This is a genomic window from Streptomyces sp. NPDC088812, from assembly GCF_044750285.1.
Classification (GTDB): domain Bacteria; phylum Actinomycetota; class Actinomycetes; order Streptomycetales; family Streptomycetaceae; genus Streptomyces.
On the sequence record NZ_JBIVJP010000013.1, the window covers coordinates 57971 to 74993 of the forward strand.

16 protein-coding genes and 1 tRNA gene are annotated in these 17023 nt (G+C 73.8%); 10 read left to right on the top strand and 7 right to left on the bottom strand.

Going from position 1 to position 17023, the window contains the following annotated elements:
* Positions 1-29 precede the first annotated feature (29 nt).
* Complete coding sequence (locus ACIP67_RS22975; protein ID WP_401694380.1) at positions 30-1493, bottom strand: MFS transporter; 1464 nt, start codon at positions 1491-1493, stop codon at positions 30-32.
* Between the two features lie 521 nt (positions 1494-2014).
* Positions 2015-2088 (bottom strand) — tRNA-Pro (locus ACIP67_RS22980).
* A 98-nt stretch (positions 2089-2186) separates the two neighbouring features.
* On the opposite strand from ACIP67_RS22980, the gene ACIP67_RS22985 reads away from it, so the two are divergent.
* Together ACIP67_RS22985 and cobF are read left to right on the top strand one after the other, a co-directional pair.
* Positions 2187-2711, top strand: a complete 525-nt coding sequence (locus tag ACIP67_RS22985; RefSeq protein WP_401694154.1) for a DUF309 domain-containing protein — start codon at positions 2187-2189, stop codon at positions 2709-2711.
* Positions 2712-2917: 206 nt separating this feature from the next.
* Positions 2918-3691, top strand: a complete 774-nt coding sequence (gene cobF / locus ACIP67_RS22990) for a precorrin-6A synthase (deacetylating) (RefSeq protein WP_401694155.1) — start codon at positions 2918-2920, stop codon at positions 3689-3691.
* 76 nt (positions 3692-3767) lie between these two features.
* Here cobF and ACIP67_RS22995 read toward each other — a convergent pair whose 3' ends face one another.
* Positions 3768-4541, bottom strand: coding sequence for a sulfite exporter TauE/SafE family protein (locus ACIP67_RS22995; protein WP_401694157.1), 774 nt, complete (start codon positions 4539-4541; stop codon positions 3768-3770).
* 279 nt (positions 4542-4820) lie between these two features.
* Positions 4821-5450 carry a TetR/AcrR family transcriptional regulator gene (locus tag ACIP67_RS23000; RefSeq protein WP_401694158.1) on the bottom strand — a complete coding sequence of 210 codons (630 nt, stop codon included), beginning with the start codon at positions 5448-5450 and terminating at the stop codon, positions 4821-4823.
* 155 nt (positions 5451-5605) lie between these two features.
* On the opposite strand from ACIP67_RS23000, the gene ACIP67_RS23005 reads away from it, so the two are divergent.
* Complete coding sequence (locus tag ACIP67_RS23005; protein ID WP_401694159.1) at positions 5606-7108, top strand: aldehyde dehydrogenase family protein; 1503 nt, start codon at positions 5606-5608, stop codon at positions 7106-7108.
* Between the two features lie 92 nt (positions 7109-7200).
* On the opposite strand, the gene ACIP67_RS23010 is transcribed toward ACIP67_RS23005, so the two are convergent.
* Positions 7201-8388 carry a thiolase family protein gene (locus ACIP67_RS23010; RefSeq protein ID WP_401694160.1) on the bottom strand — a complete coding sequence of 396 codons (1188 nt, stop codon included), beginning with the start codon at positions 8386-8388 and terminating at the stop codon, positions 7201-7203.
* Between the two features lie 170 nt (positions 8389-8558).
* On the opposite strand from ACIP67_RS23010, the gene ACIP67_RS23015 reads away from it, so the two are divergent.
* The 3 genes from ACIP67_RS23015 to ACIP67_RS23025 all read left to right on the top strand — a co-directional run bounded on the left by ACIP67_RS23015 (position 8559) and on the right by ACIP67_RS23025 (position 10652).
* Positions 8559-9380, top strand: coding sequence for a lysophospholipase (locus tag ACIP67_RS23015; protein WP_401694162.1), 822 nt, complete (start codon positions 8559-8561; stop codon positions 9378-9380).
* Positions 9381-9774: 394 nt separating this feature from the next.
* Positions 9775-10257, top strand: coding sequence for a Dps family protein (locus tag ACIP67_RS23020; RefSeq protein WP_389521889.1), 483 nt, complete (start codon positions 9775-9777; stop codon positions 10255-10257).
* 53 nt (positions 10258-10310) lie between these two features.
* On the top strand, positions 10311-10652 hold the full coding sequence (locus ACIP67_RS23025; protein WP_401694163.1) for a DUF3140 domain-containing protein: 342 nt from the start codon (positions 10311-10313) through the stop codon (positions 10650-10652).
* A 203-nt stretch (positions 10653-10855) separates the two neighbouring features.
* On the opposite strand, the gene ACIP67_RS23030 is transcribed toward ACIP67_RS23025, so the two are convergent.
* Complete coding sequence (locus tag ACIP67_RS23030; RefSeq protein ID WP_401694164.1) at positions 10856-12097, bottom strand: amidohydrolase; 1242 nt, start codon at positions 12095-12097, stop codon at positions 10856-10858.
* Positions 12098-12206: 109 nt separating this feature from the next.
* On the bottom strand, positions 12207-13076 hold the full coding sequence (locus ACIP67_RS23035) for a Cof-type HAD-IIB family hydrolase (protein WP_401694166.1): 870 nt from the start codon (positions 13074-13076) through the stop codon (positions 12207-12209).
* A 346-nt stretch (positions 13077-13422) separates the two neighbouring features.
* Here ACIP67_RS23035 and ACIP67_RS23040 point away from each other — a divergent pair, with 346 nt between their 5' ends.
* From ACIP67_RS23040 to ACIP67_RS23055, 4 genes are read left to right on the top strand one after another with little or no spacing between them, the layout of a single operon-like run.
* Positions 13423-14826 (top strand): glutamine synthetase, encoded by a 1404-nt coding sequence (locus ACIP67_RS23040; RefSeq protein ID WP_401694167.1) that lies wholly within the window; start codon positions 13423-13425, stop codon positions 14824-14826.
* Between the two features lies 1 nt (position 14827).
* On the top strand, positions 14828-15964 hold the full coding sequence (locus tag ACIP67_RS23045; RefSeq protein ID WP_401694168.1) for an amidohydrolase family protein: 1137 nt from the start codon (positions 14828-14830) through the stop codon (positions 15962-15964).
* 15 nt (positions 15965-15979) lie between these two features.
* Positions 15980-16519 carry an NUDIX hydrolase family protein gene (locus tag ACIP67_RS23050; RefSeq protein ID WP_401694170.1) on the top strand — a complete coding sequence of 180 codons (540 nt, stop codon included), beginning with the start codon at positions 15980-15982 and terminating at the stop codon, positions 16517-16519.
* 47 nt (positions 16520-16566) lie between these two features.
* Positions 16567-16959: a (2Fe-2S) ferredoxin domain-containing protein gene (locus ACIP67_RS23055; protein ID WP_401694381.1), complete on the top strand. Its 393-nt coding sequence runs from the start codon at positions 16567-16569 to the stop codon at positions 16957-16959.
* Positions 16960-17023 lie beyond the last annotated feature (64 nt).

Below are 17023 nucleotides of genomic sequence, written 5' to 3' on the forward strand. Positions count from 1 at the left end.
AACGGGACGGGGAACGTGAGGGGGAGAGGTCACGGGGGCGCCTGCTCAGGCGGGCGCAGCAGCGTCAGCGCGGCGGTCGCGGCGACGGCTTGGAGCGCGGCCGCCACCACCAGCGCCGTGGCGTAGCCGTGCGCGAGGTCCGCCACCGCGTTCCGGGCCAGCACCAGGCCGAGCAGGGCGACGCCCAGTGCGGCGGCCGTTTCGCGTGCCGCGGTCAGCAGTGCCGCGACCGTGCCGGAGTCCCGGCCGGCGACCGTGTCCAGTGGGTGGGCCGTCAGAGGCGCGGTGCACGCCGCCCCGAGGCCGAGCAGCACCAGACCGGGGACCCGCGACAGCAGGTCGGGCGCATGAGCCGTGCCCGCCAGCGCCAGGAACCCGCCGCCGCCCACCAGGCAGCCGGCCGCGACGGTCGCACGCACCCCGAACCACCTCGTGATGCGCACCACGGCAGGTGTGGCGACCACCACCGCGATCGCGATGACGACGAGCGGCAGACTCGCCGCCACGGGTCCCTGCGCGAAAGCGTCCTGATGCACCATCGGGGTGAAGTAGACGGCTCCGCTGACCCCGATCCCCCAGGGCAGCAGCACCCCGACCGAACCGAGCACGGCGGAATTCCGTACGACCTCGCGGGGGAACAGCGGTGTCGCGCTGCGCAGTTCGTGGCGTACCAGCGTCGTCAGCGCGGCCGCGCCGACGGCCACGGGCAGCCAGGCCCAGTCCTGGCCCCACCCCACGATGGCTGCCGTCAACGCCGTGCTCGCGGCGACCGCCAGCAGTGCGGGGCCGACGGGGATCGCGGTGCGTACCGGCTCGGCCCCGTCGTGCGCCGGCCTGCCGAGCAGGATCGCGGCGGCGGCCAGTGGCGGCAGGTGGGCCAGGAAGATCCATGACCAGTGGCCGTGCTGGGTGAGCACACCGCCCAGCCACGGTCCCAGCGCGAGCGCGGCGGCCAGGGCCGCGGTCCAGACCGCGGCCCCCAGGGGCCGGTGACGGGCCGGCAGCCCGGTGCGCAACAGCCGCAGGGTGCCGGGAACCACGATCGCGGCCCCCGCGCCCTGCCCCGCCCGGGCGGCCACGAGAACGACGGCGTCGGACGCCGTCGCGGCGGCCAGCGACGTCGAGGCGAAGAGCGCCAGCCCTGCCCGCAGCCCCGCCGGACCCCAGCGGTCGAGCAGCGGTCCCGTGGCCGGAAGCAGCCCGGCGAAGGCCAGCATGTAGGCGATGCCGAGCCACTGGGCGCCCGCCATCCCCAGACCGAGTTCGGACTGAATGGACGTCAGGGCTGCCACGAGGACCGCATTGTCCGCGGTGCTCACGAACGCGACCAGTGCGATGACGGTCAGCAGCCGGCCGGAGGACGGTCGAGGGCCGGGCGGCCGTGCGGCCGCGACACCGGAACGGCCGGCGTGCCCGGTGAGTCCGCGGGAAGGGCGACCGAACCGGACCGGTCGTCCAGGTCGGCGTACCGCAAGCAGGAACAGCCGCCACATCTGCCTTCGCCACCACTTCCGATAACGCGCGCGGTTGATCGTCGGCCGGGCGTATGCGGCGCCCCGCACGACGGCTCCGGTCAGACCAGGCAGGTGCTGCGGTGTTCCGAACTGCCGAGGTCCCGGCACCTCGGTGCCGGCGTCGCGGCGCTCACCGCCGCGTCAGCGGCGAAGACCACCGTCCTCGGAACGAATGCACGGCACACGTCGGACTCCTCGATTCACGGCGGAAAAGCGGAGTGCAAAAACTAGGTGCGCCGTCACGGCAACGAGAACGGGCCCGGGAAAAGATCGCCGCCCCATGCCAGGGCCACCCGAGCGGACTGTCATGTTCATGAGCGTCTTGGCTCGCCGGAGCCACCGTGGCCTCGACGCGCTCCGCCCACCGGGCCCGCCGCCGGTCCGGTCGTCGTCACCCGCTGACGCCGATCAAGGACACCCGTCCCCACCGGTCCCCGAAAATGATCGAGGGCCGTTTTCGGATGCCTCCGAAAACGGCCCTGACCTGCGACTCCTATGAGTCGGGACGACAGGATTTGAACCTGCGACCCCTTGACCCCCAGTCAAGTGCGCTACCAAGCTGCGCCACGTCCCGGTGCGCTTCCCGCGGAGTTCCGCGTGATCGCGCGAACAGCACTTTACCCCACACCGGGCGCTGCGCCGAAGGGGGCACCGGCGCGGGACAATCGCCCCATGGGCAGCAGCACAGGAGACAACGACGACGGCCGGCCCGCCGGCGTACGCGACCGGGACGCGGAGGGGCGGGCGCGCAACGCCCGGCCCCGGGACGGGCTGGGGCGGCCGCTGCCGTACGGCGCGCCCGGGGTGGCACGGCAGCCCGAGGGGGTGGTGCGCACACCGCAGGAGACGGTCGCGGAGGCGCAGGCCCTGCTGGACGCGGGCAAGCCGTTCCACGCGCACGAGGTGTTCGAGGACGCCTGGAAGTCGGGCCCCGAGGCGGAGCGCGCCCTGTGGCGGGGGCTGGCGCAGCTCGCGGTGGGGCTCACGCACGCGGCGCGCGGAAACGTCACGGGCGGCGCCCGGCTGCTGCGGCGTGGCGCCGGGGCACTGGAGGAGTGGGCCCGGGGCGCGGGGCAGTGGCGGCCGCACGGCATCGACGTCGCCGGGCTGGCCGGCTGGGCGCGGGGGCTCGCCGGGGCCGTGGAGGGCGCACGCCCCGTGGTGGACGCCCGGGAGGCGGCGCCCCGGCTGCGATGACGGGCGGTCGGAGACGGCGCCCGGGCCGTGATGACGGGCGGTCGGAGACGGCGCCCGGGCCTCGGTGACGGTGATCGGAGGCGGCGCCCGGGCCGTGATGCCCGTGACCGAAGGCGGCACCCCGGCCGCGGTGACGGCCGGTGGGATGCGGTGCTGTCACTGTCCCGGTGCCGTCACTGTCAGTGGCGTACGGCAGACTCGTGGTCGTGCGAGAGATTCATGTCATCGGTATCGGCGCGGGCGACCCCGACCAGCTCACCCTCCAGGCGGTCAGGGCGCTGCGGAGCACGGACGTGTTCTTCGTCCTGGACAAGGGCGAGGTGAAGAGCGACCTCACGCGGCTGCGCCGGGACATGCTGGACACGCACGTGCCGGAGGGGACGTACCGGATCGTGAAGGCGCGCGATCCGGAGCGGGACCGCCGGGCGGGCGGCACGGCCTACTCCCCGGCCGTCGGGGACTGGCGCACCGCCCGCGCCGACATCTACGAGCGGCTGATCGCCGAGGAGCTGGGCGAGGACGACCGGGGCGCGTTCCTGGTGTGGGGGGACCCGGCGCTCTACGACAGCACGCTGGGCATCCTGGAGGAGGTGCTGGCCCGGGGCTCGGTGGCGTTCACGTACGACGTGGTGCCGGGGATCAGCAGTGTCTCGGCGCTCGTCGCCCGGCACCGGACGGGGCTGAACCGGGTGGCGCGGCCGGTGCAGATCACCACGGGGCGGCGGCTGGCCGAGGGCTTCCCGGAGGGGGTGGACGACGTGGTGGTGATGCTCGACGCCCACCAGACCTTCCGGCAGTACGCGCGGGAGGACATCGACATCTACTGGGGCGCCTACATCGGCACCCCGGACGAGATCCTCGTCTCCGGCCCCCTCGCCGAAGCCGGTCCCCGCATCGAGCGGCTGCGGGCCGAGGCGCGCGAGCGCAAGGGCTGGATCATGGACACGTACCTGCTGCGCCGCAACCCCGGGGACGCCTGAGGAAGGCGCGCGGTGCGGCGGCGCCCCGCTCGCGTCCGTCCGTCACACCGGTCGGTCCGGGAGGCGCCCGCACGGTTTACCGCAGCAGCAGTTGGAGACCGCCGACCACGGTGGCCGCGATGACGAGCCGTTCGAACAGCTTCTGGTCGATGCGGTGCACGGCCCACTTGCCGAGCAGCGCCCCGGGCACGACGAACACGGCGAGCGCCGCGTCCAGGAGCAGGGAACGGCCGTCTATCAGGCCGAGGCCCACGCTGAACGGCACCTTCGAGACGTTCACGATGAGGAAGAAGAACGCGGAGGTGCCGAGGAAGCCGAGTTTGCGGAAGCCCGCCGACAGCAGGTACATCGACATCACGGGGCCGCCCGCGTTGGCGACCATCGTGGTGAAGCCGCCGAGGACGCCGTAGGAGCGGGCCTTGACCCGGCCCGCCCGGGTGACCACGGCGTCGGGGTCGTCGGCCGCCTCGGCCGTACGCCGCCGCCAGACCGTGACCCCCGCCATGAACAGCAGGATCGCGCCGATCGACGTCCGGACGATCGCGTCGTCGGCCCACACCAGGAAGAGGGTGCCGACGACGACACCGGCCGCGACCGCGGGGAACAGCCGCCAGAGCGTGGGCCAGTGGGCGTGCCGCCGGTAGGTGAGGACGGCCAGGACGTCGCCGGCGATCAGGATCGGCAGCAGGACACCGGTGGAGGCGCGGGCGGGCAGGACCGCGGCGAAGATCGCCAGGCTCACCGTGTTGGCCCCGCTCACGGCCGTCTTGGAGAAGCCGACCAGCAGGGCGGCGAGGGCGAGGGCGGCGAACTCCCAGCCGGTGAGGTGCCACAAGGTCATCATGTTCATTGCGAGAACCGATGCTATGCGCACCTAACGGGCGGCGGTAAGCGGTGTCCCGCCTGACGGCGCATCCCCGCGGAGATCCGACAGAAGCGCCCCTGGCCTCGGGCTTTCACGAGCCGGCCGCTCCGGGACTTGATCCCTGACAGCCCGCACCCGCGACCGGCGCTCTCACAACGGGCAGAGGGGCATGCCCGACTGCACTTCCACACCTGGGGAGTGTGGTGCAGCGGATCCTGCGGCGGCGCAGGCAGGCGCCGGGTCTTACGGGGAGACGGACGCCGATCACCCGCTCCTTCCTGTGGTCGTGGGGATGTCCGTGCCTTCACCGGCAGTCGGCGATCCGCCCGTGGTGTGCGGATTCCGATGCAGACCGTCGAGCAGGATGCGGATCAGGGCGCCGGGGAAGTCCGGGCCGTTGTCGATGCCGGCGAGCGCGACGAGGCCGTCGAGGATCTGTCCGAGAGAGACGTCGTCGCGTACTTCTCCGCTGCGTTGCGCGGCACGGAAAAGGGGTTCGCCGGCCGCGATCGTGCGGGAGCGGCTGGCGCGGAGGATGGGGGTGCCATGGGCGGATTCGGAGAGGAGGACGGAGGCGAGAGGTCCTTTGCGGGCGCCGATGGCGTGGAAGCGCATGAGCCAGGCGAAGAAGGCCTCGCCAGGCGTGTCGCCACCGACGGATTCGGCGGCTCGGCACATGTCGTCGACGGTGTGACGGAAGAGTTCCTCAACCAGTTCGAGTCTGCCGGGGAAGTTGCGGTAGAGCGTGGCCATGCCGACGCCGGCGCGTCGGGCGATCTCGGCCATCGACGGTGCGGCACCGGGTTCGGCGAAGGCCTCGCGGGCGACCGCGATGATCTTCGACCGGTTGCGCTCGGCGTCGGCACGTCGGGCAGGGGCGGACTCAGCGCTCACGGCGGATGCTTCCTTCCTTCGGCGTCCGGAACCTCAGCGTACCGGACACCCTTCTCACTTCCTCTTGTAAACGGACAGCCTGTCCGTTACGTTAAGTGGACAGGCAATCCGTTTAGGACGGATCTGCTGATCAGGACACCAGGAGAGGAACAACCATGACGGCAACTGTGAGCATCCCGCCCGTCGCCGACACCGCCCGCCGTGACGTCCCCGCGTTCGTACGGGCCAGGGAGCGGATGATGTGGATCGGAGGCCGACAGGTCGCCGCAGTCTCCGGACGAACGCTGCCGAACACCGACCCGGCCACCGAGGAGGCGCTGGCCAGTGTGCCCCGCGGCGAGGCAGCCGACGTCGACGCCGCGGTCCACGCCGCGCGCGCGGCGTTCGCCGATCCCGCCTGGGCGGAAATGAGCCCCGACCGGCGCGGCCGGATCCTGAACCAGATCGCCGACGTCATCGAGGAGCACGCCGACGAACTGGCCGCCATCGACTCGGTCAACATGGGCGCACCCCGCATGCTGACCGCACACATGCTGGCCGAGGCGAGTGAGGTCTTCCGCTACTACGCGGGCTGGCCCACCAAGCTGTCCGGCGTGAGTGTTCCCGCAGGCAAGGACCGCATGGCCTACACCCGCAAGGAGCCCCTCGGTGTCGTCGGCATCATCTGGGGCTGGAACGGTCCGATGGGCCAACTGCCCGGCAAGCTCGCCCCGGCCCTGGCCGCCGGTAACACCGTCGTGCTCAAGCCGGCCGAGACCGCCTCGCTGAGCACGCTGCGCCTGGCCGGGCTGCTGGCCGGCACCGACCTGCCGACCGGCGTCGTGAACGTCGTCACCGGCCTGGGCGCCGAGGCGGGCCAGGCGCTGGTCGCGCACCCCGGTGTCGCGAAGATCGCCTTCACCGGGTCGACCGCGACCGGCAAGCTGGTCCAGCGCCAGGCCACCGACACGCTCAAGCGCGTAACGCTCGAACTGGGCGGCAAGTCGCCGTCGGTCGTCTTCGCCGACGCCGACCTTGACGTCGCGGTCCGCGGCGTGGCGGCCGGCTTCCTGGGTAACGCGGGACAGGTCTGCGTCGCCGGATCACGGGTGTTCGTCGAGGAGAGCATCCGCGAGGAGTTCGTCGAGAAGTTGCTGAAGACGATGGAGGCATTCACCCCGGGCGACCCGCTGGCCCAGGGCACGCTGGTGGGACCGCTCTCCACCAAGGCGCAGTTCGACCGCGTCAGCTCCTACCTCGACATCGCCCGCGAGGAGGGCGCGAACGTGGTGACCGGCGGCGGGCGCTTCGGTGACCACGGATACTTCTTCGCCCCCACCCTCCTCGACGACGTCCGCCCCGACATGCGCGTCGTCCGCGAGGAGATCTTCGGCCCCGTCGGCGTGATCACCACCTTCACCGACATCGACGACGCCATCGCCCAGGCCAACGACACCGCCTACGGACTGGCCGCCTCCGTGTGGACCACCGACCTCACCACCGCACACCGCATGGCCGCAGCCATCGAGGCCGGCACCGTCTGGATCAACACCTGGGCCGAGATGAGCACCGGCAACCTCCCCTTCGGCGGTTACAAGCAGTCCGGCCTGGGCCGCGAAGGCGGCCTGGAAGGACTCGACACCTACACCCAGGTCAAGACCGTCCGCATCGCGCTCTGACCACGCCACCTCACGCCTGAGCGGCCTGACTCGACCCACGGCACGGAAACGGGCCACCGACTCCGTCGGCGGCCCGTCACACACCTTCGAGGCTAGTGCCGCTCCACCAGCACCGCGCTCCCCTGTCCCACGCCCACGCACATCGTCGCCAGCCCCCGCGCGGCACCCGTGCGCCGCATCCGGTGGAGCAGCGTGGTGAGGATGCGGGCCCCCGAGCAGCCGAGCGGATGGCCCAGGGCGATGGCGCCGCCGCTGGGGTTGACCAGGCCGGGGTCGATGCCCAACTGGTCGACGCACGCCAGCGCCTGGGCGGCGAACGCCTCGTTGAACTCGGCCTCCTGCACGTCGTCGACGCTCCAGCCGGCACGGGCGAGCGCCTTGCGGGTGGCGGGCACCGGGCCGATGCCCATCACGTCGGGGTGCACTCCCGCGGAGGCGCCGGCGACGTAGCGGCCCAGGGACTCCAGCCCCAGGTCGTTCAGGGCCTCCTCGCTGACCAGGAGGAGGCCCGCGGCGCCGTCGTTCATCGGTGAGGCGTTGCCCGCGGTGACCGTGCCTCCGGGCCGGAAGACCGGCCGGAGCCCGGCGAGCCTCTCGTACGAGGTGTCCTCGCGGATGCCCTCGTCGGCGTCGACGACCACGCCGTCCGGCCGCCGGACCGGCAGGAGTTCGTCGTCGAAGTGGCCGTTCTTGCGCGCCTCGGCGGCCCGCCGGTGGCTGCGCAGGGCGAACTCGTCCTGGCGCTCGCGCGGGACGCCGTACCGCGTGGCGACCTCTTCGGCCGTCTCGCCCATGGCCAGCAGGCCGTGCAGGTCCTTCATCGCGGGGTTGACCAGACGCCAGCCGAGCCGCGTGTCGACGGTCTCGACGCGGTGCGGGAGGGCCTCGTCGGGACGGGCCAGGACGAAGGGGGCGCGGCTCATCGACTCGGAGCCGCCCGCTAGCACGATGTCGGCCTCGCCGGCGGCGATCGTGCGGGCGGCGGCGGTGACGGCCTCCATTCCGGAGGCGCACAGCCGGTTGACCGTGGCGCCGGGCACGGTCTCGGGGAGACCGGCGAGCAGCGCGGCCATGCGGGCCACGTTGCGGTTGTCCTCGCCGGACTGGTTGGCGGCGCCCCAGTACACGTCGTCGATGCGGGCCGGGTCGAGTGCGGGCACCTCGGCGACCAGCGCCCGGATCACCCCGGCGGCGAGGTCGTCGGGACGCACGGTGGACAGGGCGCCGCGCAGCTTTCCGATGGGGGTGCGGCGGGCGGCCGCGAAATGGACGGGACGCACGACTGGACTCCTGACCGACGGCGCCGCGGACGACGACGCCGGGTGATCGGCACGGCACCGACGCCGTGGCACGGCACATTTAATTAGCACTGCTAGTTTAGGACTATAGACCGGTGCCCCGCCCCCTGGGAAGATCCTCGGGAACCCGCACCCGCCCAGCCGGAGGAGACATGGCCGAGCACGTCCTCACGGGCACCCGGGGCCCGCTCACCGCCTACGAGTGGCCGCATCCCCGGCCCCGCTACGTCGCCCTGCTGGTGCACGGCTACGGCGAGCACGCCGGGCGCTACGAGGGCCCGGCCCGCGCCCTGGCCGGACACGGCGCCGCCGTGTTCGCCGTCGACCACGTCGGCCACGGCCGGTCGGCCGGCGAACGTGTGGTGATCGAGGACTTCGAGGACGTGGTCGCCGACGTGCACACCGCGGCCCGGCTCGCGCGGGCCGCCCACCCGGAGCTGCCGGTGGTCGTGATCGGCCACTCGATGGGCGGGCTGGTCGCCGCCCGCTACGCCCAGCGGCACGGCGACGGGCTCGCCGCACTCGTGCTGTCCGGCCCGGTCATCGGCGCCTGGGAGCTCCCCGGACGCCTGCTCGCCCTCCCCGAGCTCCCGGACACCCCGGTCAGCCCGGCCGCGCTCTCCCGCGACCCCGCGGTGGGCGCCGCGTACGCGGACGATCCGCTGGTGTGGCACGGGCCGATGAGACGGCCGACGCTGAAGGCGTTCGTACGGGCTCTGGAGGCCGTCGCCCGGGGCGGCGACGTCGGCACGCTCCCCGTGCTGTGGCTGCACGGCGAGGACGACCGGCTGGTCCCGCTCGACGGCAGCCGTGTCGGCGTCGAGCGGCTCGACGGGGGCTGTCTGACCGAACGGATCTACCCCGGGGCCCGGCACGAGGTGTTCCACGAGACGAACCGGGCCGAGGTGTTCGCCGACCTGACCCACTTCCTCGACGGCGCGCTCGCCCGGGAGGCCGGCCTGCTCGCCCCATGAGGGCAGACCGCCGCCCGACCGAGGAGGAAGCCCGACCGCGCACCCCGCGAGCCGTCCGGACGCCGAGCGCCCGCCCGCCCCCTCCCCCCTCACCGCACGCCGTGTTTGCGGGGTCTCGCCCTGGGCACCCGCGCCCCCATGGAGTGGTGCCGCAGCGCCGTCGGCGGGCGCGAGGACGCCGGCCCGCCGTTCCCCGCGGGCACGTCCTGACCGGTCCCGCGCGGTGTCGCGGACGCCCGGAGCGCCCGCGCCCGCCGCCCCGTAGCCGCCCGGCCGTCCGGCCCATGCCCTCGGGCGTCGGACGGACACCGGGCGTACGGGGGCGGGGCGTGAGGGCGGAACGCGCCGCACCGCTCCGTCCGCACGGAACGACGCGACTAGGAGAAACCTCGGTATGACTGTCGTGAACAGCCCGCTTCCCGAACCGGCCCGTCAGGTCACCTTCGACGCGTTGCAGAGCACCCTCGTCGATCTGCTGGGGCTCTCCCTGATCGGGAAGCAGGCCCACTGGAACATCGTGGGCCCCCGCTTCCGCTCGATCCACCTCCAGCTGGACGAGGTCGTCTCGGCGGCCCGCTCCCACGCGGACACCGTCGCCGAACGGGCCGCCGCCCTCGGTCTGCCCCCGGACGGCCGCCCGGAGACGATCGCCTCGGCGTTCACGCTGCCGTCCCCGAAGGACGGCTGGCTGCGCGACGACGAAGTCGTCCGGGTGATCGCGGAGAGCCTGGGGGCCGCCATCGGGCGGCTGCGGGAGCGGATCGAGGCCACGGAGAAGCCGGACCCCGTCACCCAGGACCTGCTCATCGGCATCACCGCCGAGCTGGAGAAGCAACGGTGGATGTTCGAGGCGGAGAACTGGCCGCGCGACCACTGACCCACCCGGCCCGGGACACCCGTCCGGGGCCCCACCCGACGAAGGGGCACACCATGACCGACGCCCTCGAACTCGACGCGCTGTGGGAGGAGTTCCACCGCGTGGTGAACATGACCTCGCAGGAGCTGGCCGCCTGGCTGCGGGTGCGGGACGCCGGCGAGAACACGGAGTCCCTGCCCGACGAGGCGGGCACTCCGACCGGGCAGCACGTGCTGGCCATCCTGCAGAAGCGGCGCACCGACCTGACCGACGACGACATCCGCGTGATGCACCGGGTCGTGGACACGGTGACCGCGCAGACCGATCCGGAGAGCGAGCCCGAGACCGAGTCGGCGGACGACACCCACCGGCGTCACCGTCTGATGACGATCGGCCATGACCCGCTCAAGCCGTGAAACCACGGACGGACCGCCGGCCCTCGCCTGACCGGCGGCCCGCAGCCGGGGCCGTCGAACCGCGACCGCTGCCTTCTCAGTACCGCCCGCGGCCTCCGCAGTACCGCCCGCGGCCGGCGAACCGCGCCCGCGGCCACCTCGGCGCCGCCCGCGGGGGTCAGCCCCACCGTCCCCTGGGCCCCGCCGTCCCCTGGGCCCCGCCGTCACCCCAGGCGGCTCAGCGCGGCCGAGACCAGCGTCTGCACGCCGGGGACGACCACGGAGAGGTCCGGGGCGAACAACGGGCTGTGGTTGCCGGGCACGGCGGCCAGCTTCTCCGCCGGCTCCTCGCCCGGCGCCGCCTCCCACACCGCGGCCGGCGTCGACGTGACGTACCAGTAGTCGTACGGCACGCCGTCCGGCGCGAGCAGGGAGAAGTCCTCGCTGCCCATCGCCCGGCCGAAGTCGAACACGGTGTGCGCGCCGAAGAGTTCCCGGTGGACGGCGGCGACCTCCTCGTCCAGGGCCGCGTCGTTGACCGTGACCGGATGTCCGGGAATCAGATCGATCTCGGGCGGCACCGGGCAGCCGGCCGCCCGGCACTCCCCCTCCACGACGCGCCGGACCGCGCCGAGGACCCGCTCGCGCACCCGGGTGTCCTGGGTGCGCACGTTCAGCGAGAGCCGCGCCTCGGCGGGGATGATGTTGGGCTTGGTCCCGGCGTGGAAGCGGCCCACCGTCAGCACCACGGACTCGGCGGCGGACACCTCGCGCGAGACCACGGTCTGCAGCCGGGTGACGACGTGCGCGGCCGTCACCACCGGGTCCACCGTGGACTCCGGGCGTGAGCCGTGCCCCCCGACACCGTGGACGACGACCTCCAGGTCGTCGGAGGCCGACAGGGTCAGCCCCGGGGTGTGCGGGTAGCAGCCGGCGGGCCCGGGCGTGACGTGCTGGCCGAGGAGCACGTCGGGGCGCGGGAAGCGCCGGTGCACCCCGTCCGCGAGCATCGCCGCCGCCCCGCCCTCCGCCTCCTCCGCGGGCTGCCCGACCACCACGAGCGTGCCGGACCAGACCTCGCGGGCCCCGGCGAGCGCCTCGGCGGCACCGGCCAGCCAGGTGACGTGCAGATCGTGGCCGCAGGCGTGCATCACGCCGTCGACGGCGGAAGCGTGGGCCAGGCCGGTCGCCTCCCGCACGGGCAGCGCGTCCATGTCGGCGCGCAGCCACACCACCGGCCCGTCCCCGTTGGCCAGCACCCCCACCACCCCGGTACGGGCGACGCCCTCGGTCACCTCGAACCCGGCCGCGCGCAGCCGTGCCGCGAGGCGTGCGGCCGTGCGGTGCTCCTGGAAGGACAGCTCGGGATGGCGGTGCAGGTCCCGGTAGAACTCCTCCAGGTCTGCCGCCTTCAGCCCCGAGGTCACCTCTCGGGCGCGACGCGCGACGACGGCCGGCTCACTCATACCGTTCCCTCCCCTTCGAGGTACCGATGCCCTGCGTGCCGATGCCCTGCGTGCCGATGTCCCGCCTACCGATGTCCTGCGTACCGGGGCGGTGCGAGGCCCGGAGCGGTCAGAGGCCGCTCACCGGCAGGTCGAGCAAGCGTACGACCGTCTTGAGGACACCGTTGTCGTTGTTGGAGGGGGCCAGGTGGCGGGCCCGGCGGACGACCTCGGGGTGGGCGTTGGCCATGGCGAAGGACCAGTCGGCGGCGTCCAGCATCTCCAGGTCGTTGAGGTAGTCGCCGAACACCATGGTCTGCGCGGGCGTGACGCCCAGGTCGCGCTGGAGGCGGCGCAGGGCCGCGCCCTTGTTGGCGGTGCGGTTCATGACGTCGACCCAGTGCTCGCCGGAGACCACGACCTGGTGGCTGTCGGCGAAGCGCGCGAGGGCGGGTGCGGTGGTCCGCTCGGCCGGCCCGAAGTCGAACAGCGCGACCTTGATGACGTCGTCGTCGACGGCGGTGACGTCCTCGACGACCTCGTGCCGGACGTAGTAGCGCGCCACCTCGGCCAGGAAGGCCTCGTCGGCCCGCTCGACGTAGGCCGACCGCTTCCCGCACACGACCGCCCCGACGTCGACGCCGTCGGCCGCGAGGCGCCGTACGGCCGCCACGACGTCCTCGACCACACCCGGCGCCATCGGGTCGGAACTCACCTCCGCGCCGTCCCGGACGACGTAGGTGCCGTTCTCCGCGATGAAGACCATCCCGTCGGCGACCTCGGCGAACTCCCGCGCCAGCGTCGCGTACTGCCGTCCGCTCGCCGGGCTGAACAGCACGCCGCGCTCGCGCAGCCGGGCCAGCACCTCCCACAGCCCCCGCGGCACGCGCTTGTCGTCGTCGAGGAGGGTTCCGTCCATGTCGGTCACGATCAGACGGATGTCGGCGGCGGCGGCCGACGGCTCGGGGACGGACAGTTGGGGGGCGTGAGAGTAGGGCATGTCCTGCTTCCTGTACGGGGGCGACCGGAATGTCACCCTACCGGGGGACCCCGCGTGCCCCTCGGGAGCGGACCCCGCCGCACCGGTTCCCGGGACAGCGTCGATCACCCGGCGGCACAATGGCGTACGGGCCGGCTCGACGCGGGAAGGAGCGGTGACGTGAGCGAGGCGGACACGCCGGCGGGCGGGTCGGCGCGGCCGGCGGACACCGCGGTGACGCACCACGTGCTGGTGTCCTGCTGGCGGTGGCGGGCCGGGCTCCGCCGCCGTGGTGCCGCGGTACGGCACGGGGGCCGTGACACCCTGACCGGCGACCGCCCGTGCGGGCCATGACCGTGGAGGCCGTATGACCACCCTTGCCGACCCGCTGCCCGGCGGACGCCCCGGTGACGTGGACCGGGCCAGAGCCCTGAGCGGGGAGCTGTCGGGGCGCGGCGTGCACGGGATCGTCCTGTCGTACGTCGACACCGCGGGCGTCGGCCGGGTCAAGACGGTCCCGGTCGCCGGTCTGGCGTCGGCGACGGCCTGGGGCGTCGGCATGTCCCCCGTCTTCGACACCTTCCTGGCGGACGACAGCGTCGTCACCACCGACGTGCTGGGCTCCCCGGACGGCGACCTGCGCCTCTTCCCCGACCTCGACCGGCTGGTGGTGCTGGCCGGGCAGCCCGGCTGGGCCTGGGCACCGGTCGACCGGATCACCCAGGACGGCGACCGGCATCCGGGCTGCTCCCGTACGTTCCTGCGCCGGATCGTCGCCGACGCGGCCCGCGCGCACGGCGTGTCCTTCCGGGCGGGCATCGAGATCGAGTGGGTGATCGGCCTGGACTCCGCGCCCGCCGGCGCGTTCGTCCCGGCGGCCACGGGACCGGCGTACGGCGCGATCCGGCAGGTGGAGATGAGCGACTGCACCGCGGACCTGCTGGCGGCGTGCGCGGCGCAGGGCGTGGACGTCGAACAGGTCCATCCCGAGTACGCGCCCGGCCAGTTCGAGATCTCCGTCGGCGCCCTCGACCCGGTGGCGGCGGCCGACCGCAGCGTGCTCGTGCGCCAGACGATCCGCGCGGTGGCCCGGCGGCACGGCCTGCGGGTCTCCTTCTCGCCCGCCGTCGAGGCGCGCGGGGTCGGCAACGGCGGCCACGTCCACCTCTCCGCCTGGCGCGACGGCGTGAACCTGTACGCCGGCGGCGACCGCCGCCACGGCATGACGGCCGACGCGGAGGCCTTCACGGCCGGTGTGCTGGACCGTCTGCCGGCCCTCACGGCGGTGACCGCGCCGAGCCCGGCCAGCTATCTGCGGCTCAGGCCGTCCCAGTGGGCGGGGGTGTTCACCGCCTGGGGCCTGGAGACCCGGGAGGCGGCGCTGCGGCTGGTGCGGGGCACCGCGGGCCGGCGCGCGGAACAGGCGAACCTGGAGGTCAAGCCCGTGGACCTGGCCGCCAACCCCTATCTCGCCCTCGGCTGTCTGATCGCCGCGGGCCTCGCCGGGCTCGCGTCGGGCGCCCCCCTGCCCGAGGAGACCTCCGGCGACCCGGTGGGGCTCGACGCCGACCGGGCCGCGGCCCGCGGTGTGCGCCGGCTGCCGGTCTCGCTGGACGAGGCGGTGGCGGAGTTCTGTGCGGACGACGTGCTGCGGGCCGCGCTGGGCCCGGTCCTCGCCGACGCCGTGACCGCCGTACGGCGGGGCGAGATCGCGGCGGTGGAGGGGCTGGACGACGAACGGGTGGCCGCCGCCTACCGCTGGAGGTACTGACATGGGCGCCCGCGGGCCGGTCCACGAGGCGCTCGACGAGCTGGAGCTGGTGGACCACCACTGCCACGGCGTGGTCACCGGCCCCCTGGACCGGGCGGGTTTCGAGACGCTGCTGACCGAGGGCGACCGCCGGCCGGGCCTCTCGCCCTTCGACACCCCGGCCGGTGTGGCGGTACGGCGCCACTGCGCGCCCGTCCTCGGCCTGGAACGGCACGCCCCCGCCGACGCGTACCTGGCCCGGCGGGCCGAGCTGGGCCCGGGGGAGGTCAACCGGCGCTTCCTGCGGGCCGCCCGTACCGGCGTGCTCTGCGTGGACACCGGGTTCGACGCGCACCGGCTCACCACCCCCGCCGAACTCGCCGGGGCGGCGGGCGCGGTCGCCCACGAGGTCGTACGGCTGGAGCCGGTCGCCGAGGAGGTGGCCGCGCGGGGCGTCGGGGCGGGCGGTTACGCCGACGCGTTCCGGGCGGCCGCGCTGGACGCGGTGCGCCGCCCGGGGGTGGTCGCGGTGAAGTCGGTGGCCGCCTACCGCACCGGTTTCGTGCTGGACCCGGCCCGCCCCTCGGACGCCGAGGTGACGCGGGCGGCCCGGCGCTGGCTGGCGCGCGGCGGCCGGCTGGACGAGCCCGTCCTCGTCCGCCACCTGCTGTGGACCGCCGTCGATCTGGGTCTGCCGCTCCAGCTGCACACGGGCTTCGGCGACCGCGACATCCGCCTGCACGACGTCGATCCCAGCCATCTCACGGAGTGGCTGCGCCTGACCGCGGGCACGATCCCGGTACTGCTCCTGCACTGCTGGCCCTACCAGCGGCAGGCCGCCTACCTGGCCGCCGTGTACGAGCAGGTGTACCTGGACGTGGGGCTCACCCTGCACCACGTCGGTCCGGCCCGGGCCCGGGCGGTCCTGGAGGAGGCACTGGAGATCACACCGTTCCGCAAACTGCTGTACAGCTCCGACGCCTACGGTGTCGCCGAGTTCTACGGGCTCGGCGCGCTGGCGTTCCGCCGGGGGCTGGGCGACCTCCTCCAGGACCGGGTGGACGCGGACGAACTGGACCTGGCCGACGCGCTGCGGCTGGCCCGGTGGGCCGGAGCGGACAACGCCCGCCGGGTGTACCGGCTCCCCGACGCACACTGAAAGTATGATCAAGCAATGTCTGACATGACCGAGACCACACCCGGATGGCTGAGCGCCGACGAGCTCGAGCTGGCGCGCGCCCGCATGCCGATCCTGTACGTCGAGGCCGTGCCCGTGCGCGTCGACGACAGCGGTGAAGTGACGAGCATCGGCCTGCTGCTGCGGATCGGACCGGACGGCAATGTCAGCCGCACCCTGGTCTCCGGCCGGGTCCTGCACCACGAGCGGGTCCGTGACGCCCTGCTGCGGCACCTGGAGAAGGACCTCGGCCCGGTGGCCCTGCCCCGCGTCCCGGTCTCGCTCCAGCCCTTCACCGTCGCCGAGTACTTCCCGACGCAGGGCATCACCCCGTACCACGACCCGCGTCAGCACGCGGTGTCGCTCGCCTACATCGTGCCGGTGACCGGTGACTGCCGTCCGCGGCAGGACGCCCTGGACCTGGTGTGGTTCGACCCGCAGGAGGCGGCCTCCCCCGCGGTGCAGAGCGAGATGCCGGGCGGGCACGGCTTCCTGCTGCGGCAGGCGCTGGCCCACGTCGGCCTGTCGGCCTCCTGACCGGCGTGGGACCGGACTCCGCCCTGCCGGGCCGGCGCGCGGTGGCGATCGGTGCCGCCGCGCGCCGCCCCTGCACGCTCGTCGTGTGCCGGGGCTGCTGCTGCGGTGACGGCCGCAAGCACCCCGGCTACGACCACGTCTGGCAGCTGGACCGGCTGCGTGCGGCGGCCGAAGCGTCGGACGGCGCCTTCCAGGTCCGTACGACGGACTGCCTCGGGCCGTGCGACCAGGCCAACGTCATCGTCGTGCAGCCCTCCGCCGCCGGTCGCCGGGCCGGCGGCCGGGCCGCCTGGGTCGGGTTCGCGATGGACGACGACTGCACGGAGGAGATCCTGGACTGGGCGGCGGCGGGCGGACCGGGCGTCACCGAGCCGCCGGTCACGCTGGAGCTCCAGTTCATCAGCCCGCCCCGGGAGAAGCGGACGCGCGGCCGCCGGTGAGGATCCCTCCAGCGCGCATCCGTGCAGCCCTGCCCCCGGTGACGTGCCGCGCCCGGCCGGAGCC